Source organism: Streptomyces sp. XM4193 (assembly GCF_023072595.1).
Classification (GTDB): domain Bacteria; phylum Actinomycetota; class Actinomycetes; order Streptomycetales; family Streptomycetaceae; genus Streptomyces.
The window spans coordinates 966,671-982,293 of record NZ_JALLGK010000001.1; the positions used below are offsets into that span (position 1 = coordinate 966,671).

Annotated in this window: 12 protein-coding genes and 1 pseudogene; 4 read left to right on the forward strand and 9 right to left on the reverse strand. The window is 73.5% G+C overall.

Annotation, left to right across the window (positions count from 1 at the left end; translation table 11 throughout):
• Positions 1 to 137: 137 nt before the first annotated feature.
• A complete protein-coding gene (locus MTQ01_RS04060; protein ID WP_247486876.1) occupies positions 138 to 887 on the forward strand; it encodes a class I SAM-dependent methyltransferase in 750 nt (249 codons plus the stop codon).
• Positions 888 to 991: 104 nt separating this feature from the next.
• On the opposite strand, the gene MTQ01_RS04065 is transcribed toward MTQ01_RS04060, so the two are convergent.
• From MTQ01_RS04065 to MTQ01_RS04090, 6 genes and pseudogenes are all read right to left on the reverse strand, one after another.
• The gene (locus MTQ01_RS04065) at positions 992 to 2,038 is read right to left on the reverse strand and encodes a glucose 1-dehydrogenase (protein WP_247486877.1); all 1,047 of its coding nucleotides are present in this window, start codon (positions 2,036 to 2,038) and stop codon (positions 992 to 994) included.
• A 184-nt stretch (positions 2,039 to 2,222) separates the two neighbouring features.
• Positions 2,223 to 3,464 carry an FUSC family protein gene (locus MTQ01_RS04070; RefSeq protein WP_247486878.1) on the reverse strand — a complete coding sequence of 414 codons (1,242 nt, stop codon included), beginning with the start codon at positions 3,462 to 3,464 and terminating at the stop codon, positions 2,223 to 2,225.
• Between the two features lie 2 nt (positions 3,465 to 3,466).
• Positions 3,467 to 5,077 carry an MFS transporter gene (locus MTQ01_RS04075; RefSeq protein WP_247486879.1) on the reverse strand — a complete coding sequence of 537 codons (1,611 nt, stop codon included), beginning with the start codon at positions 5,075 to 5,077 and terminating at the stop codon, positions 3,467 to 3,469.
• A 151-nt stretch (positions 5,078 to 5,228) separates the two neighbouring features.
• The gene (locus MTQ01_RS04080) at positions 5,229 to 6,353 is read right to left on the reverse strand and encodes an FAD-dependent monooxygenase (protein WP_247486880.1); all 1,125 of its coding nucleotides are present in this window, start codon (positions 6,351 to 6,353) and stop codon (positions 5,229 to 5,231) included.
• 188 nt (positions 6,354 to 6,541) lie between these two features.
• Positions 6,542 to 7,036: pseudogene (locus MTQ01_RS04085) on the reverse strand (isoprenylcysteine carboxyl methyltransferase family protein); the annotation flags it as partial.
• A 170-nt stretch (positions 7,037 to 7,206) separates the two neighbouring features.
• Positions 7,207 to 8,337, reverse strand: a complete 1,131-nt coding sequence (locus tag MTQ01_RS04090; RefSeq protein WP_247486881.1) for a type III polyketide synthase — start codon at positions 8,335 to 8,337, stop codon at positions 7,207 to 7,209.
• 448 nt (positions 8,338 to 8,785) lie between these two features.
• Here MTQ01_RS04090 and MTQ01_RS04095 point away from each other — a divergent pair, with 448 nt between their 5' ends.
• The 3 genes from MTQ01_RS04095 to MTQ01_RS04105 all read left to right on the forward strand — a co-directional run bounded on the left by MTQ01_RS04095 (position 8,786) and on the right by MTQ01_RS04105 (position 12,146).
• Positions 8,786 to 9,682 (forward strand): UbiA family prenyltransferase, encoded by an 897-nt coding sequence (locus MTQ01_RS04095; protein WP_247486882.1) that lies wholly within the window; start codon positions 8,786 to 8,788, stop codon positions 9,680 to 9,682.
• Between the two features lie 447 nt (positions 9,683 to 10,129).
• Entirely contained in the window at positions 10,130 to 11,227 is a 1,098-nt protein-coding gene (locus tag MTQ01_RS04100) for a PP2C family protein-serine/threonine phosphatase (RefSeq protein WP_247486883.1), read from the forward strand.
• A gap of 157 nt (positions 11,228 to 11,384) precedes the next feature.
• Positions 11,385 to 12,146 carry a phosphoglyceromutase gene (locus MTQ01_RS04105; RefSeq protein ID WP_247486884.1) on the forward strand — a complete coding sequence of 254 codons (762 nt, stop codon included), beginning with the start codon at positions 11,385 to 11,387 and terminating at the stop codon, positions 12,144 to 12,146.
• 69 nt (positions 12,147 to 12,215) lie between these two features.
• On the opposite strand, the gene MTQ01_RS04110 is transcribed toward MTQ01_RS04105, so the two are convergent.
• From MTQ01_RS04110 to MTQ01_RS04120, 3 genes are all read right to left on the reverse strand, one after another.
• Positions 12,216 to 12,893, reverse strand: coding sequence for a hypothetical protein (locus MTQ01_RS04110; protein WP_247486885.1), 678 nt, complete (start codon positions 12,891 to 12,893; stop codon positions 12,216 to 12,218).
• A complete protein-coding gene (locus MTQ01_RS04115; protein WP_247486886.1) occupies positions 12,890 to 14,113 on the reverse strand; it encodes an AAA family ATPase in 1,224 nt (407 codons plus the stop codon). Before MTQ01_RS04115 ends, MTQ01_RS04110 begins: the two co-directional genes overlap by 4 nt.
• A 106-nt stretch (positions 14,114 to 14,219) precedes the next feature.
• Positions 14,220 to 15,083 carry an alpha/beta fold hydrolase gene (locus tag MTQ01_RS04120; protein WP_247486887.1) on the reverse strand — a complete coding sequence of 288 codons (864 nt, stop codon included), beginning with the start codon at positions 15,081 to 15,083 and terminating at the stop codon, positions 14,220 to 14,222.
• Positions 15,084 to 15,623 lie beyond the last annotated feature (540 nt).

A 15,623-nucleotide genomic window follows, 5' to 3' on the forward strand; every position in this document is an offset into this window, starting at 1 on the left:
GCCCCGATCGCGCCCGCCCGATCGCGGGCAGTCGCGGGCGGACGCCTGCGCTCGGGCGGACGTTCGCCGCCGCGCGCCGGCGGGCAGAGCCGTGCCGTGCAGGGTCCGACGGGGCGGGCGGGCCTATGCTCGGGACGGTGTTCAGTCCCGAGGGCCCCACCGCCCGCGAACTCGCCGTGCAGGCGCTCTCCTCCGTCGAGCGCGGCTACGACCTGCTCGCCCCCAAGTTCGACCACACACCCTTCCGTACGCCCGATCTCGCGCTCGCCGGTACGGCCCGGGTGCTGGCCGGGCTCGGGGAGTACCGCAGCGGACTCGACCTGTGCTGCGGCACGGGCGCCGGGGTGGAGGTGCTGCGCTCGGTCTGCACCGAGGAGGCCGTCGGCGTCGACTTCAGCGCGGGGATGCTGGAGGTCGCGCGCGAGCGGCACCGGCGACCCGCGGCGGGCCGGCACGCGGCACCCGGCGGACCGGCGGTGCGGTGGGTGCGCGGCGACGCCCGGGAGTTGCCCTTCGCCCCCGCGTCCTTCGAACTCGTCGCGAGCTTCGGCGCGTTGGGCCATTTCCTGCCGGCGCAGTGGCCGACGCTGTTCGCCGGGGTGCACCGGGTGCTGCGCCCGGGCGGGCGCCTGGTGATGCCGCTCGCCGCACCACCGCGCCCGGGCAGCGCCGAGTACTGGACGCTGTACGCCTTCGACGCGGCGATGCGGGTGCGCAACGCGCTCTGGCGTCCGCCGTTCGTCATGTACTACCGCACGATGCGGTACAGCGCGCTTCAACAGACCCTGGTCCGGGCCGGGTTCACGGTGGAGCTGCACCCGCTCGGCGAGTACGGCACCCGTGAGGACGGCAGCCCCCGAGCCGGACTGGTCGTCGCCACCCGGTAGACGGCGCACGCGGGTCGAGCGTCGATTCCTTCAACCCGCCCGTGCGCAACAGCAGTTGGCGCCCACCGGCCGGGTGTGAGCCCGTGCCGACCCGGTCGCGGCGCTCAACTCCGCAGGTCCACCACGACCTTGACGTCCTGCGGGCCCTTGTGGAGTGCCTCCGCGTAGCCGTCCATCGGGACGCGTCGGGTGATCAGCCGCTCCAGCCAGGTGCGGTCCGCCTCGGCGAGCGCCCGGGCGGCCTGCTCGTAGTGCCGCCGAGCCGCGTTGACCGTGCCGAAGACCACCGAATTGTCCAGCACCAGCGTCTTGTTGACCTCGTCGGTGTCCACGGAGACCTCCTTGCTGCCGGAGGCGATACCGGTCAGGCAGAGCACCGCCGCCGGCGGCAGGATCTCGGAGAGCCCGAAGACCAGCGGGCCGTGGCCGGTGCACTCGATCACCACATCGGGTCGCAGCGGCAGCTCGGTGACCTCGCCGGTGTGGTACGTCGCGCCGAGCCGGCGCACCAGATCCGGTTTGGGCCCGGTGTCGTTGCGGTCCAACACATGGACGTCCAGGCCGCGTTGGACGCCCATGAGCGCGCCGAAGAGCCCGATCGGCCCGGCTCCGGTGATCAGCGCGGTACGCGGGCGCAGACCGGCCCGGCCGAGAATCCGCTCGGTCTGCTCCCACGCCTTGGCCAGAACCGAGGCGGGTTCGACCAGTACGCCGCAGTCCCCGAGCGAGGGGTCGACGGGAATCGCGAACTCCGGTTCCAGGCGCCAGAGTTGGGAGCCGTATCCGTGCAGCTCCTTGATGCCGCGTTCGGTGTAGCGGCCGTTGAGGCAGAAGTCCCACTGGCCCTCGCCGCACGGTCCGCACGGCACCGGGTCGGGCCGGCGCACGATGCCCGCCACCCGGTCGCCGGGCGAGAAGCCGCTGCCCCGCGGCGCCTCGCGCACGACGCCGAGCGACTCGTGTCCCAGCAGCAGCCGTTCCTCGCCGGGCGGCGGGCTGCCGTAGCCGTCCTCCACGATGTCGGCGTCGGTGCCGCAGATGCCCAGCAGCTCGCCCTCGACGAGCAGCGTGCGGTCGTCGGGCTCGGGATCGGGCACCTCGGTGGTCGCCACACTGCTCGGATCTCCGGGTACCACGGTGATGGCCTTCATACGGGCGCCCCTTCGTCCGGTGCTCTCCGGTGCGGCCCGGCGGTCCGTACCGCGGTCTCCCAGCGTCACCGCGGCGGCCCGCCCCCGCAATCGGACCGCCCGCCGGCCGCCGCCCGCCGAGACCCCGCCCCGCCGGAGCCGGCCCCGCCCTCGTCGAAGCGCCCGCGCGCCCGCGCGGCGGGGCTCAGCGGCGGCGGAAGGGCAGTCGGCGGGCCGCGGGCGGCGGCTCGGCCAGTTCGAGGCGGCGCCCACCCTCCCGGGGGTCGGTCCGTACGGCGTGGGCGGCCTCCTCCCCGTCCGCGCCGACGAACAGCAGCAGGTCCAGCAGCACCGTCCGCACGGTCTCGCAGGCCGCGGCGAGCCGTGCGTCGCCGGCCTCCTCGGGCACGGCGGCGGCCAGCTCGACTGTGCGGTCCGCCGCGTAGCGCCGCACCCCGGGGTCGCCGGGCGCGAGGGCGAGGGCAGTGACCACCGTGGCCAGGTCGTGCACCACGGGGGCGACCGTCGCACGCCCGTGGGCGTCCAGGTCCTCGGCCGTGCGGGTGAGCATCAGGCATCCGTTGCCGAGCAGGTCGAGCCGGGTCGCGTACTCGCCCTCGCGGGCGATCAGCGGTCCGCGGCCCCACCAGAGCGGGGAGTGCCGCGCCGCCCGCGAGGTCAGCACACGGGTGCGGCTCACCTCCGAGAGGTGGCCGTAGACCGACCGCAGATGGTCCCAGGTCCACTCGCTCAGGTGGTCGCCCTCGTGCCGCAGCGCCCGCGCGGTGAGGTGGAGCGCGTCGGCGAGGTCGGCGAGCGCGGCGGCCTCGGCGCGCCGCAGCAGCGCCAACGGCTCGACGGGGAAGAGCAGTTGACTGAAGACGAGCGCGACGGCCACCCCCAGCAGTACGTCCAGGATGCGCTCCGTACCGCTCTGCACGGTCCCGGTCGCCACGACCAGCACCGCGCTGACCGCCGCCTGGGCGATGGTGATGCGCTCACCGCCGAGGAGGAGGGCGAGCAGCATGGCGAGCAGGGTCGCGCCGGCCATCACCCCGTAGCCGGTCCCGACGAAGGTGATCGCCACCTCTGCGACGAGGATGCCGGCCAGGACGCCCGCGACGAACCGGACCGCGTTCGTGCCGCGTTCGCCCCGTGCGGCGTTGAGCGCGACGAGGGTGGTGATCGGGGCGAAGATCGGCTGGGGGTGGTCGGCCACCGTGACCGCGAGCCACCAGGCGATGGTGGCCCCGGCCGACTGCTGGAGCAGCATCCACAGCTTGTCGGTCAGCCGGTCCCAGGCGGGCCTGCCGGCCCGGGCCGTACGCCGCAGCCCGCGTCCGGCCGCTGCCCGCCAGGGGCCGAACCAGCCGGCCGGTGAGCTGCCGGTGTGCGGCCTGCGACCCTTGTCCGGCGCGGGCCCCGAGGGTGTGCGCCCGTCCGGCATCGTCAGTCCGACCGCCGGGCCGGGGCGGCCGACTTCTTGTCGAAGCGGGCGTGCAGCGAGGCGTCCACCTCGTGGAAGTCGCGCCCGCGGGTCTCCGGCACGTACCGGATGACGAAGAAGAGCCCGAAGGCGCAGATCACCGCGAAGATCCAGAAGGTCGGGCCCTGGCCGATGGCGTCCACCACCGGCAGGAAGACGAGCCCGACGACGAAGTTGGCCAGCCAGTTGACCGTCGTCGAGGCGCTGGAGCCGGTCGCCCGCGCAGAGGGCGGGAACAGCTCGCCCACCAGCACCCAGAAGACCGGGCCCAGCCCGCAGGCGAAGGCGGCGATGTAGAGGACCATGCAGATGAGCGAGATCACCGAGTTCAGCTCGGCCTCGAAGGTGAGGCCGAGCAGCGTCAGCGTCACCAGCATCCCGGTGAGCGAGCCCAGCAGCAGCACCCGGCGGCCCAGGCGGTCCACCAGCCGCAGCGCCACCAGCGTCATCACCAGGTTGATCAGGCCGATGAAGACCGAGTAGAAGATCGAGTTCGACGCGGTCAGACCGGTCTGCTCGATGATGGTCGGGGCGTAGTAGATGATCGTGTTGATGCCGCCGAGCTGCTGCACGGCGGCGAGCGTCAGCCCGACGATCAGCGCCGGCCGCACCGGGCCCGCGAGCAGCGAACGCCAGCCGGTGGCGGGCGAGTTGCCCCCGCCCCCGTTCCTGCCCGACCCGCCGGTGTCGCCCGACCCGCCGTTCCTGCCCGTACCGCCGTTCCCGCTGTGCCTGCCCGTCCCGCCGGTGTCGCCGTTTCCGCCGGCCGGCCCCGAGGTGCCGTCGCCCTCGCGTTCCTTCCGCGCGCCCTCGCCGTCCCGGGGGCCGCCCTCGTCGTCCTCGCTCTCGCCGCTCTGCACGAGCCGGATCAGCCGGTCGGCGCGTTCCTCGTTGGTGACCCGGGCGATCTGTCTGCGTGCCTGGTCGGTACGTCCCTGAACGATCAGCCACTGCGGCGACTCCGGCAGGAGGAACAGGGCGCCCAGCACCATCAGCGTCGCCGGCACCAGCCCGAAGCCGAACATCGCCCGCCAGTTCTCGGTACTGGAGAAGCTCAGGTTCACCAGATAGGCGCAGAGGATGCCGACCGTGATCATCAACTGGTTCAGGCCCAGGATCCGGCCGCGGATCTCCGCCGGCGAGAGCTCGGAGAGGTAGATCGGCACGGTCGCCGAGGCGCCGCCGGCCGCCAGCCCCAGCACGACCCGGGCGAGCATCAACGAGCCGTAGCCCTGGGCGGTCACCGCCAGCACCGTACCGACGACGAAGATCAGGCCCTCCAGCATCAGCGTGCGCCGTCGCCCGATCCGGTCGGCCACCCGTCCGGCTCCGAGGGCGCCGAACATCGCGCCGATCAGCAGCACGCTGACGACACTGCCCTGCTGGAAGGAGTTGAGGTCGAACTCGTGCCGGAAGAAGAGCAGCGCACCCGACACCACACCGGTGTCGAACCCGAAGAGGAACCCGCCGAGCGCCACCACCAGCGCCGACCGGTACACCTTCCGCACGCCCTTCGCGGGCAGTTCGGCGAGCGGTCCGCCGCTGCCCGACCCACGGGAGGATCCCTGACCCACGTCACGCTCCTGACTGGCAGCGCCGGGAGTGCCCGGCGGTACTGGCGAGCCGATCCGCACGCACCGGAACGTCGCTGCACCCGGCTGACGTGCCGATGAGACGTACCGGGCGCCGTCTGCCACTAAACCCCCGCCCGCCCCGCCGGAGCCGCTACTGGAGTGCCCGCACCACCGCCGTGAACAGCGCGGGCAACCGCCGGGCCGCCGGTACGACCAGCCGAGCGGCACGCGGGTGCCGGGTGGTCCGTACGAGTGCCCCGGTCAGCAGCCGGTGCCGCCGAGTGACCGCCGCCCACCGCGCCGGGTACGCCTCCGGCCGCCCCTCGGCCAGGCACCGCACCGCCGTCTCCGCGGTCGCCAGCGCCAGCGCCACGCCCTCGCCGGTGAGCGCGTCGACGTACCCCGCCGCGTCCCCGACCAGCAGCACCCGGCCCGCCCTCGGTGTGCGCACCCGCTGCCGGAGCGGCCCCGCACCCCGTACCGCAGTCGCCGGCTCGGCCCCGTGCTCGGCCAGCTTCGCGGTCAACTCCGGGAAGGCGGCGAGGTGTTCGGAGTAGCTGCGGCGGTGGTGGCTCAGCACGGCGACGCCCACCAGATCGCTGCCGACCGGCGTCACGTACGCCTCGCCGTACGGGCTCCAGTGGACCTCCACGAAGTCCGTCCACGGCTGTGTGCGGAAGTGCCGCCGCAGCCCGTAGCGGGCCGCTGCCCGCGGCGGGAGGTCCAGCCCCAGACGCCGGCGCAGCGGCGAGTGCAGCCCGTCCGCGGCGATCAGCCAGCGCGCGGTGCGGCCGGCGGCGGCGACGTGGCCCGGGTACTGCCGTACGTCCTCGACCCGGCCGGTCAGCCGTTCCACCCCGGCCGCCGTTACCCGCTCGGCGAGCGCGGAGTGCAGCTCCGTGCGCCGTACGCCCAGTCCGGCAGCGGTCGCGGGCGCCGCCGCGAGGGCGGGGGACGGGCAGCCGGAGGCGGCGGTGCGCGCACCGCCCGGGGGTGCGGCTGCGGCGGCCGGTGTGCGGAAGCGGGCCTCGGCGCGGTGGCGGCCGTCGAGGTAGCGGATGCCGTGCAGTTCGCGCCCGGCGGGCTGCACCCCGAGCGCGCGCAGCGCGGCGACGCCGCTGGGCATCACGCCCTCGCCGCACGCCTTGTCCACCGGTCCGACGCGGGGTTCGACGACGGCCGCACGCAGACCGGCGCGCTCCGCGAAGAGCGCGGCGGCCAGACCCGCGGGCCCGCCCCCGGCGATCAGGACGTCGAAGTCGGGAGCGGCGGTCACGGCGCCGGGTCGGCCGAACGCCCGCCGTCCCCGGCAGAGTTGGCCGCCGTCTCGGCGGGACGGGCGCTCCGCGGGGTACGGACGTCCGGCGCGGTGGGGGCCGAGGAGGTGGGGGCCGCGGGGGCAACGGGCTTGTGTCCGGGGGCGGTTGACGCCTCGGCGTCGCGCGGGGTCGACGAGGCGCTGCGCAGCGCCTCGTCCTCGCAGCGGATGCGCACCACCATCAGAGCGGCGTTGAGCAGGGTGAAGACCACGCCCGTGATCCACGCACCGTGCACCAGCGGCAGCGCCAGTCCCTCGACGGCGACCGCCACGTAGTTGGGATGGCGCATCAGCCGGTACGGGCCGCCCGCCACCAGCGGCAGTCCCGGGACCACGATGACCCGGGTGTTCCAACGCGGGCCGAGCGTGTGGATGCACCACCAGCGCAACCCCTGGGACGCGACCACCAGCAGCAGCATCGTCCAACCGAGTACGGGACTGAACTCCCGGTCGGCCAGGCCCACTTCGAGCAGCGCACCGAGCAGCAGACCGGTGTGCAGCACGACCATCGGCGGATAGTGGCCGAAGCCGTGCTCCACGCCTCCGCGCTCCAGGCTCCAGCGGGTGTTGCGCTTGGAGACGACCAGTTCGACCAGCCGCTCCACCCCCACCAGCAGCACCAGCGCCGTGAACCAGAACATCGGATCTCCCACTCTCTCTGTGTCTCGGTGTGCGGTGTCTCGGTGGTGCGGTGCTGCGGTGACGTCGGGTGCTGCTGTGGCGCTGTGGCGCTGTGCCGCTGTGCCGCGGTTCGCGGTTCGCGTTGCTGCCGTGCCACGGTGCCGTGTGTGGGCTCCGCGTGCGGCGCCGATCACCAGTCGAGCAGCACCAGTTCGGCGCAGAAGCCGGGCCCCATCGCCAGCAGCAGGCCGGGCGTACCGCGCGGCGGGCGTCGTTCGGCGAGCGTGTCGCGCAGCACGTGCAGCACCGACGACGAGGACAGGTTGCCGATCTCCGCCAGCGAACGCCAGGTCACGTCCAGTGCGCCCTCCGGCAGGGCCAGCGTCTCGCTGACCGCCTCCAGCACCTTCGGCCCGCCGGGGTGGCAGACCCAGGCGGTGATGTCCTGCGGCTTCAGGCCGTGGTCGGCGAGGAAGGCGTGCACATCGTCCGCGAGATAGCGGCGTACGACGTCCGGGACGGTCGCGTCCAGGACCACCCGGAAGCCGGTGTCCGTCACGTCCCAGCCCATCACTCGTTCGGTGTCCGGGTACATCCGGCTGCGGGAATCCACAACTCGCGGCGCGGAGGCGGCGGTTGAGGGCCCGGCGCCGGTGGGGCGTGCGGCTCCCGCCGCCGGTGCGCCCTGCGCCGCCGCGCCCGCGTACGCGGGGTGGTCCGGTCCCACCGCGACCACCGCCGCGGCGCCGTCGCCGAACAGACCGGAGGCGACCAGGTTCGCCATCGAGTCGTCGCCGCGCTGGAAGGTCAACGAACACAGCTCCACCGACAGCAGCACCGCCACCTGGTCCGGCCGGCCCAGCAGATAGTCGTGCAGCCGAGCGATACCGGCCGCGCCCGCCACACAGCCGAGGCCGAAGATCGGCAGCCGCTTCACATCGGGCCGCAGCCCCAGCCGTCCCACCAGCCTCGCGTCCACCGACGGCGCGGCGATCCCGGTCACCGAGGTGAACATCAGCAGGTCCACGTCCTCGGGCCGCAGTCCCGCAGCCCGCAGCGCACCCCGTACCGCCTCGCCGCCCAGCGCACAGGCCGCGTCGACGAAGACCTCGTTCCTGGCACCGAGCCCGTCCAGCCCCGCGTACTCCTCCACCGGCAGCGCGAGGTTGCGGTGCCGCACCTGCGCGCTGGTGTGCAGCCGGCGCAGCACACCCCGATCGGCGCCCTCCGGCAGGCAGTTGCGGGCCACCAGTGCGGTGAGCTCCTCCTGGGGGTAGCGGTGCGGTGCCAGTACTCCGTGGACAGCTGCGATCCGGGTCATCGATCCCCACTCGGGTCTGTGTACAGCGGTACGTCGGCGGTCACTGACGCTACGGGCATGATCGCGCCCCGTACAGGCATCCGCCCCGGGGACACCGCCGAGTGCCGGACAGCCACCGCCCGGGCGAACGGCCCCCCGGAAACGGGCCGGTGGCCCGTGTCCCGGCGGTACGGCGTCCGGGCCCCGGTGACGCTCCGACACCGCCTCGCCCGATCCGCCGCGGCCGGACTCCGCAGCCCAACGACCGCGGCACGGCACCCGTGCCCGTCTGCGCACCCGCCCCCGTGCCCGCCTGCGCACCCGCCCCCGGCACCCGTCCCCGTCCCCGTCCACGGCACCCACCGCCCCGTCCACGGCCCCGCGACCGACAGCCGAGCGTTGCCAGCGCTGACGCTCCGACCGCGCGCGACGGCGCTCCGCGATCCGACGCGTTCCCTACGATCGGGGCGTGGACCCGCATCCGCTCCACCCCCGGCCGCCCGCGCCGACGGTCGGTCAGCCGACCGCCGGCGCGCGCCGTTCCGGCGTGCTCCCGCTCGCGCTGCTGCGCTGCTCCCACCCCGGCGCGGTGCTGGCCGTCACCGTGCTCACCACCGTTCTGGCCGCCACCGGGGGCCACCCGGTCGGCAGCGCCGCGCTGGTCGGCGCCGCCGTGCTCAGCGGCCAACTCTCCGTCGGCTGGAGCAACGACGCCCGCGACGCCGCACGCGACACCGCCGCCGAACGCGCCGACAAACCCGTGGCGGTCGGCGACATCACCGCCCGCACACTCTGGACGGCGGCCGTTGCCGCCCTCGCCGTCTGCGCGGTGCTCTCGCTCGCCTGCGGCACGCTCGCCGGCACCGTCCACCTCCTCGGCGTGGCCGGGGCCTGGGCGTACAACCTGCGGCTGAAGTCCACGGTGCTCTCGTGGCTGCCGTACGCCGTCGGTTTCGCCGCGCTGCCCGCCTTCGTCGCGCTCGCCGCACCGGGCGGCACCACGCCCGCGTGGTGGGCGGTGGCCGCCGGCGCCCTGCTCGGCGTCGCCGCCCATCTGGCGGACGTACTGCCGGACCTGCGGCAGGACCTCGCCGCCGGCGTACGGGGGCTGCCGCAGCGCCTGGGCGCCCGTACGACCCGTGCACTGCTGCCGCTGCCACTGGTCGCCGCCACCGCGGTGCTCGTCGTCGGCCCGCCCGACGTGCCCGGCCTCGCGGTCGCGCTGGCACCACCGGCGGCGGTCGCGCTGGCGTTGGGCGGGCTGGCGCTCGGCCGCCGGGTGCGGCACGCGCCGTTCGTCGGCGCGGTCGGGGTGGCCGTACTGGCCGTCGGCCTGCTGGTCGCCTCCGGCGCCGGCACGGGCTGAGGCCCGTCCGCCCGGGGCGGCACACGGGGCGGCACACGGCGCGACGCGGGGCGGTGCGCGCGGTACGCCTGCGACGCGGGCCGTGCGGGGCCGGTGCACGTGCGGTACGTGCGGCCCGGGGCCGGTGCGCGTGCGGTGCGTGCCGGCCCGGGGCCGGTGCGCGTGCGTCGTGCGGGCCGCGTACGCCCGCGGTGCCGGTACGTGCCGAGGGGCGACCCCGGTTGCCGCCCGGGAAGCAGCGGCGCACTCTGAAGTCACCCAGCCGCCCACGACCCGTCCCCATCGATCCGGCCGCCCACGACCCGCCCCGCGCGTCCCCGTTCCCGCCCCGTGCGTCCCCGATCCCCCCCCCGTGCGGCCCACCGAAACCGGGGTCGCCCCCAAGGAAGCCGGCGGGCGGGAGCAGGCCCGGGGCGCCACCGCTCCCGGAGATTGGCGCAGACCCCGATGCTGCGAGACGAAGAGCCTCCGCCCGAGGTCCTCGGGGCAGAGTCCGAGCCCGAGATGCCCAAGGGGCTTCGGCTGCTCACCGCGATCCTGCCGTGGGTGATCGTGGTCGTCGTCTCGCTCGTCGCCGCGCTCAGCGCCCCGGGACTGCGCTGGGCCTCGATGCTCGCCGCCGCGCCCGCGCTCGCCGCCGTCCGCTACACGCCCCGCGGAGTGCTGGTCATCGGCGGTGTCTCCTTCGCGCTGGCCGCGGTGCTCGGCATGCGCAGCGACATCGCCAACGACCGTCCGCAGGTGCTCGCCGCGCTGCTCGCCGTCACCCTGGTCAGCGCACTCGGCAGCGAGCTGCGCAGACGCAGCGAACGCACCCTGGCGGTCGTGCGGTCGGTGTCCGAGGCCGCTCAGCAGGCCGTACTGGCACCGGTGCCCGAACGGGTCGGCGCCCTGCGGTGCGCGGTCACCTACAACGCCGCCGCGGCCGAGGCCCGTATCGGCGGCGACCTGTACGCGGTGGTCGAAACCCCGCACGGGGTACGGGCCCTCATCGCCGACGTGCGCGGCAAGGGGCTCCCGGCGGTGCGCACGGCCGCCCAGGTGTTCGGCGTCTTCCGCGAAGCGGCGTACGACGAGGAGAACCTGCTGGCGATCGTCCACCGCATCGAGCGCAGCCTCAGCCGAAGCCTGGGCGGCGACGACTTCGTGACGGCGGTGGTCGCCGGCTTCCCGAAACCGCACGGCCTGGAACTGGTCAACTGCGGTCACCAGCCGCCGTTCTGGATCCGGGCCGGGCGGATCACCGTCGTCGAACCGGTCGCCACGGTGCCCCCGCTCGGCCTCGCCGCGCTCGGCGGCGACCGTCCGGTGCGCCAGGTGCTGCCGTTCGAACCGGGGGACCAACTCCTGCTGTACACCGACGGCGTGACCGAGGCACGCAACGCCGAGGGCGTCTTCTACCCGCTCGCCGACCGACTGCCGCGCCTGCTCGCCCGCGAACCGGAAACCACGCTCGCCGCGGTGCGCGCCGACCTCACCTCCCACGCCGGCGGCCGACTGGCCGACGACGCCGCGATGCTCCTGCTGCAACGCACCGCCGACTGACCGCCGCCCCGTACGCCCCGTACGACCCTTACGCCCCGTACGCCCTGACGCTCGACGCCCGCCGTACGGCCGCGCCCTCCCGACCGCCGTCCGACCCGCCGTCCGACGGTCGGAACACCCGCGAGGGCCCCCGTACGCACCGACTAGGCTGCGTCGTATGGCCGACGCACCGTACAAGCTGATCCTCCTCCGCCACGGCGAGAGCGAGTGGAACGCGAAGAACCTGTTCACCGGCTGGGTGGACGTCAACCTCACCGAGAAGGGCGAGAAGGAGGCGGTCCGCGGCGGTGAGCTGATGAAGGACGCCGGTCTGCTCCCCGACGTGCTGCACACCTCGCTGCAGAAGCGCGCCATCCGCACCGCGCAGCTCGCACTGGAGGCGGCCGACCGCCTCTGGCTCCCGGTCCACCGTTCCTGGCGTCTCAACGAGCGCCACTACGGTGCGCTCCAGGGCAAGGACAAGGCGCAGACGCTCGCCGAGTTCGGCGAGGAGCAGTTCATGCTCTGGCGCCGCTCGTACGACACCCCGCCGCCCGAGCTCGAGGACGGCAGCGAGTTCTCGCAGAGCGACGACCCGCGCTACGCCGCCATCCCGCCGGAGCTGCGCCCGCGCACCGAGTGCCTGAAGGACGTCGTCGCGCGGATGCTGCCGTACTGGTACGACGGCATCGTCCCCGACCTGCTCGCCGGCCGCACCGTACTGGTCGCCGCCCACGGCAACAGCCTGCGCGCACTGGTCAAGCACCTGGACGGCGTCTCCGACGCGGACATCGCCGGCCTCAACATCCCCACCGGCATCCCGCTCGCCTACGAGCTGGACGCCGACTTCCGCCCGGTCAACCCCGGCGGCACCTACCTCGACCCGGAAGCCGCCAAGGCCGCCATCGAAGCCGTCAAGAACCAGGGCAAGAAGAAGTAGCCCGCACGAAGAACGCACAGGCCCTCCGCCCGGAACACGGTGCGGAGGGCCTGTCTCGTCGCGGGCCGGTCAGCGGCGCGCCGATCGCGCCGCCGGGACGCTCCAGCGTGAGATGTCGGCGACGAAATCCTGGTGCGAGCGGTTTGTTCCCTCCGGCTTCGCGAGCAGCCCGTGCCGCAACGCGATTTCGGCGACCTCTGGCCCGTCGCTCTCCCTGAAGCGGGGCTTGAGGAGAACAGCCGCAAGGTCCTCCTTCGGATTCTGGCGGCGCCCACTGTCTTTCCCCTTCCAAGCCGCCGGAATGCTCCACGAGGCTCGGTAGAGGGAGAACGCCCGTGGAAAGAGGAGCAGCCACGCCTCGGACTCGGCCGCAGCCAGTGCGTACACGGAGGATGCTGCGCCCGCCGCTCTGGTCAGTGCGTGGCTGACAGTTCGGCGGGCGGCGTCGTAATCGGGCCCGGTACCGGAGTCCATGTCCTCGTGCACCACGAGGCCCACGAGCTGTCCGCCCTTCAGCCGGGCTTTTCCTCGGGCTTTGCTCGCCAAGGTGGATGCGGCTGTGGCGAGGTCCGCTCCGACTTTCCTGCGCAGTCGAACAGGGTCGGTGATCTCGGCGAGGGCAACCGAGGAGGCGAGTTCGGGGTGCGCCGCCCTGATGAAGGCGGCCAGTATTCGGCGGTCGTTCGCACTCTCCCCGGCGAGCACCACCACGTCCCGGCCGGCTGATCCGATCTGCCTGCGGCTCACAACTCGTCCTCCGTCAGATCGCCGCCCAGAACGCCGGAGAACCACAGTTCGCCGAGCGGCTGGTCGCCCGTTTCCGCGACGATTTCCTCGATCTCCTCCGTCGTGAGGGCGGGAATCGCGGAGGCCCCGTCGTCGTCGCGGTCGCACACGATGAACTCGTGCGGCTCCAATCGGTCGACGAGTGCCGGTGAGTGGGTCGCCACGATGAACTGAGTGCGCGCGGACGCTTCCCGCATACGCTCGACGATCAGTTCCAGGGCCTGCGGATGCAGGCCGTGGTCGATCTCCTCGACACAGGTCAGTGCAGGTGGCCGGGGGTCGTAGAGCATGGCCAGCAGGCCGAGGAGCCGTACGGTCCCGAAGGAAGCGTCTGCGAGCGGTGTGGGTCTGCGCAGGCCGCGTTCGTGCAGCGTCACAGCCAGCTGATCCGCCGCTCCGCCTACCTGTTCGAAGGCAATGGAGTCCAACTGTGGCAGAACGCGGCGGGCGTCCCGGTTCAAGAGGTCCCAGCGTTCTTCGTCCCGGCTCAGCTGCACCAGAAAGGCAGCCAGGTTCTCGGCGCGCGAGTCCAGGCGGTCGGCCAGGATCGCCCGGGCCCGCGTCGGACGTCGTGCGGCTGGTACATCCACGTCGAAGACCCTGAAGGACGAGAGTCGTTCGGCGACGCGCGCGACCTCCTCCCCGCCGTCCGTGCGCCCCAGACGCGGAAGTGTGGACAGGCCACTGCTCAGCCGCTGAATTCCGAAGCTGTTTCCGTCAGATTCGCGGCCGGCCCTGTTGTCCACCACTCGGGCCTCGTCGCCGGAGATGGTGATGCGGCGGCCCCTGCCCCGAGTCCGCTTGAACTGAAAGCTCTCCTGGCGCGACAGAGTGTAAGCTCCCGGGCTGCCCGACTGGGCACGTCGGCGAATGGTCAACGCGTATTCGTCCGGAGCCTTCGCGCTTGCGTGGCTCGTCCAATCAGCCTTGAGTCGAATTGTGAGAGTGGTCGGTGGCTTCTCGCCGCCCCAGAAGGCCACCTCGTCGAAACCGCCGCGGTCCTCGAGCGCGGGTTGGAGGTCGGTCCTGATGATCGAGGCGAGGAAGTCGAACACCTTCAACACATTCGACTTGCCTGCCCCGTTGGGGCCCACGAGGACGGTGAGCGGACCGAGCGGAATGGTCACGTCACGAAGGCTGCGGAAGTTCTCGACACGGAGTTCCAGGAGGCGGCCGGGCATGGAGGGAATCTATCGGTTGGTGGTGCGGCTCGTACGGCACATGCCTGCCCCAGAGCGCCCCGGCCTCACCCGCAGCGCGGGCGAGGCCGGGGCGGGTGGTTCGGGGTCAGGGTTTGAGGACTTCGCGGAGGCGGTGGGCGAACTCCTCGGGGCGGCCGGGGTAGCCGTTCTCCTCGCCGGCGAAGCCGCCGTGGTGGCTGGGGAACACCACCGCCTCGCGGTCGAGCAGGGCCGCCGTCGCGTGGGAGGTGCGGCCGGTGAAGGTGGAGCCGGACTCCTCTGCCACCGCGATCACCACACGGGTGGGGGCGGCGAGCAGTGCGTCGAGATCGAGTCGGTGCGAACTGACGGCGTTGGAGAGGTCGGAGAGCAGCGGATCGTCTCGGGAACCGTCGTCCTGGACGGGCAGCCCGTACGCCGCGGGGTCGGGTGCCGGAGTCGCGAAGTACTCCTCGGTGAACTCGCCCTCCCACGACGTCATGGCGATGAAGCCGGCCATGCCCGCGCCCCAGCCCCTGTCCCGGTAGACCTCCTGGAAGCCGTCGCGTGCCCGCAGTGCGGCCGGGGCGTCGGGCAGCACGGGGATGAGCGGCGGCTCGTGCGCCACCAGGACGGTCACGTCCTCGGGATGTGTCGCGACGAGCGTCAGCCCGACCACCGCCCCGCCGCTGGAGCCGAACAACTCCACGGGCCCCGCGCCCAGTTCACCGATGAGGGTGTGCAGGTCCCGGGCCTGTACGTGCGGGTCGTGGTCGGTGCGGCCGTCCTTGCGGGTGCTGCGTCCCAGCCCGCGCGGGTCGTACGTCACCACGGTGCGGTCCGGGAAGTGGGAGACCAGGCTCGTGAAGCCGCTCGCGTCCATCGGTTGCCCGATCAGCAGGAGCACCGGCTGCCCGTCGGCGGTGGGCAGCGGCCCGTGTACATCGTGGACGAGGTCGACCTCGTCGGTCACCAGGGTGTGTGTGGTCATGCCCGTACCGACCGGGGGAGCGGCGCGAACTCATCGGTTTTCATGGGAGTTTCTCCGACGGCAGCCTGCGTGCAGGGCGCGGACCCCGCTGGACGAGCAGGCGGTCGAGCAGGCGGACGAGACCTCGCCCGGCCCCGCCGGGCGGAACCCGCCGCACGGGGCCGGGCCCGGGGGCATTGTCAGGGATGCCTCCGGGCCCGGCGTCGGTGCTTCTCTGCGGTGAACCGGAACTCCGGTCCCGTCCCGTTTCAGGCTCAGCAGCCCCCGCCGCACTGGCAGGCGCCGCCGGACTGGCAGCCGCAGCTGCATCCGGAACCGCAGCCGCAGGCGGCGAGCGGGGAAAGGGCCGTGGGGGTGCGCTTGAGCTCGGTCATTGCGTCGCTCCAGAGGGGTCGGCAGCCGGTCGTGACCGTACGTCTCCATTGCAGTCGCCCTCCGAGGGGCGCGGCAACGGCGCATCGGTGTCCGGCGAGAGCACCTCGCCCCCGCCGCCCCAGCGCACCCAGCCGCCCCACCGCCACCGCCCACGTCACCCCACCT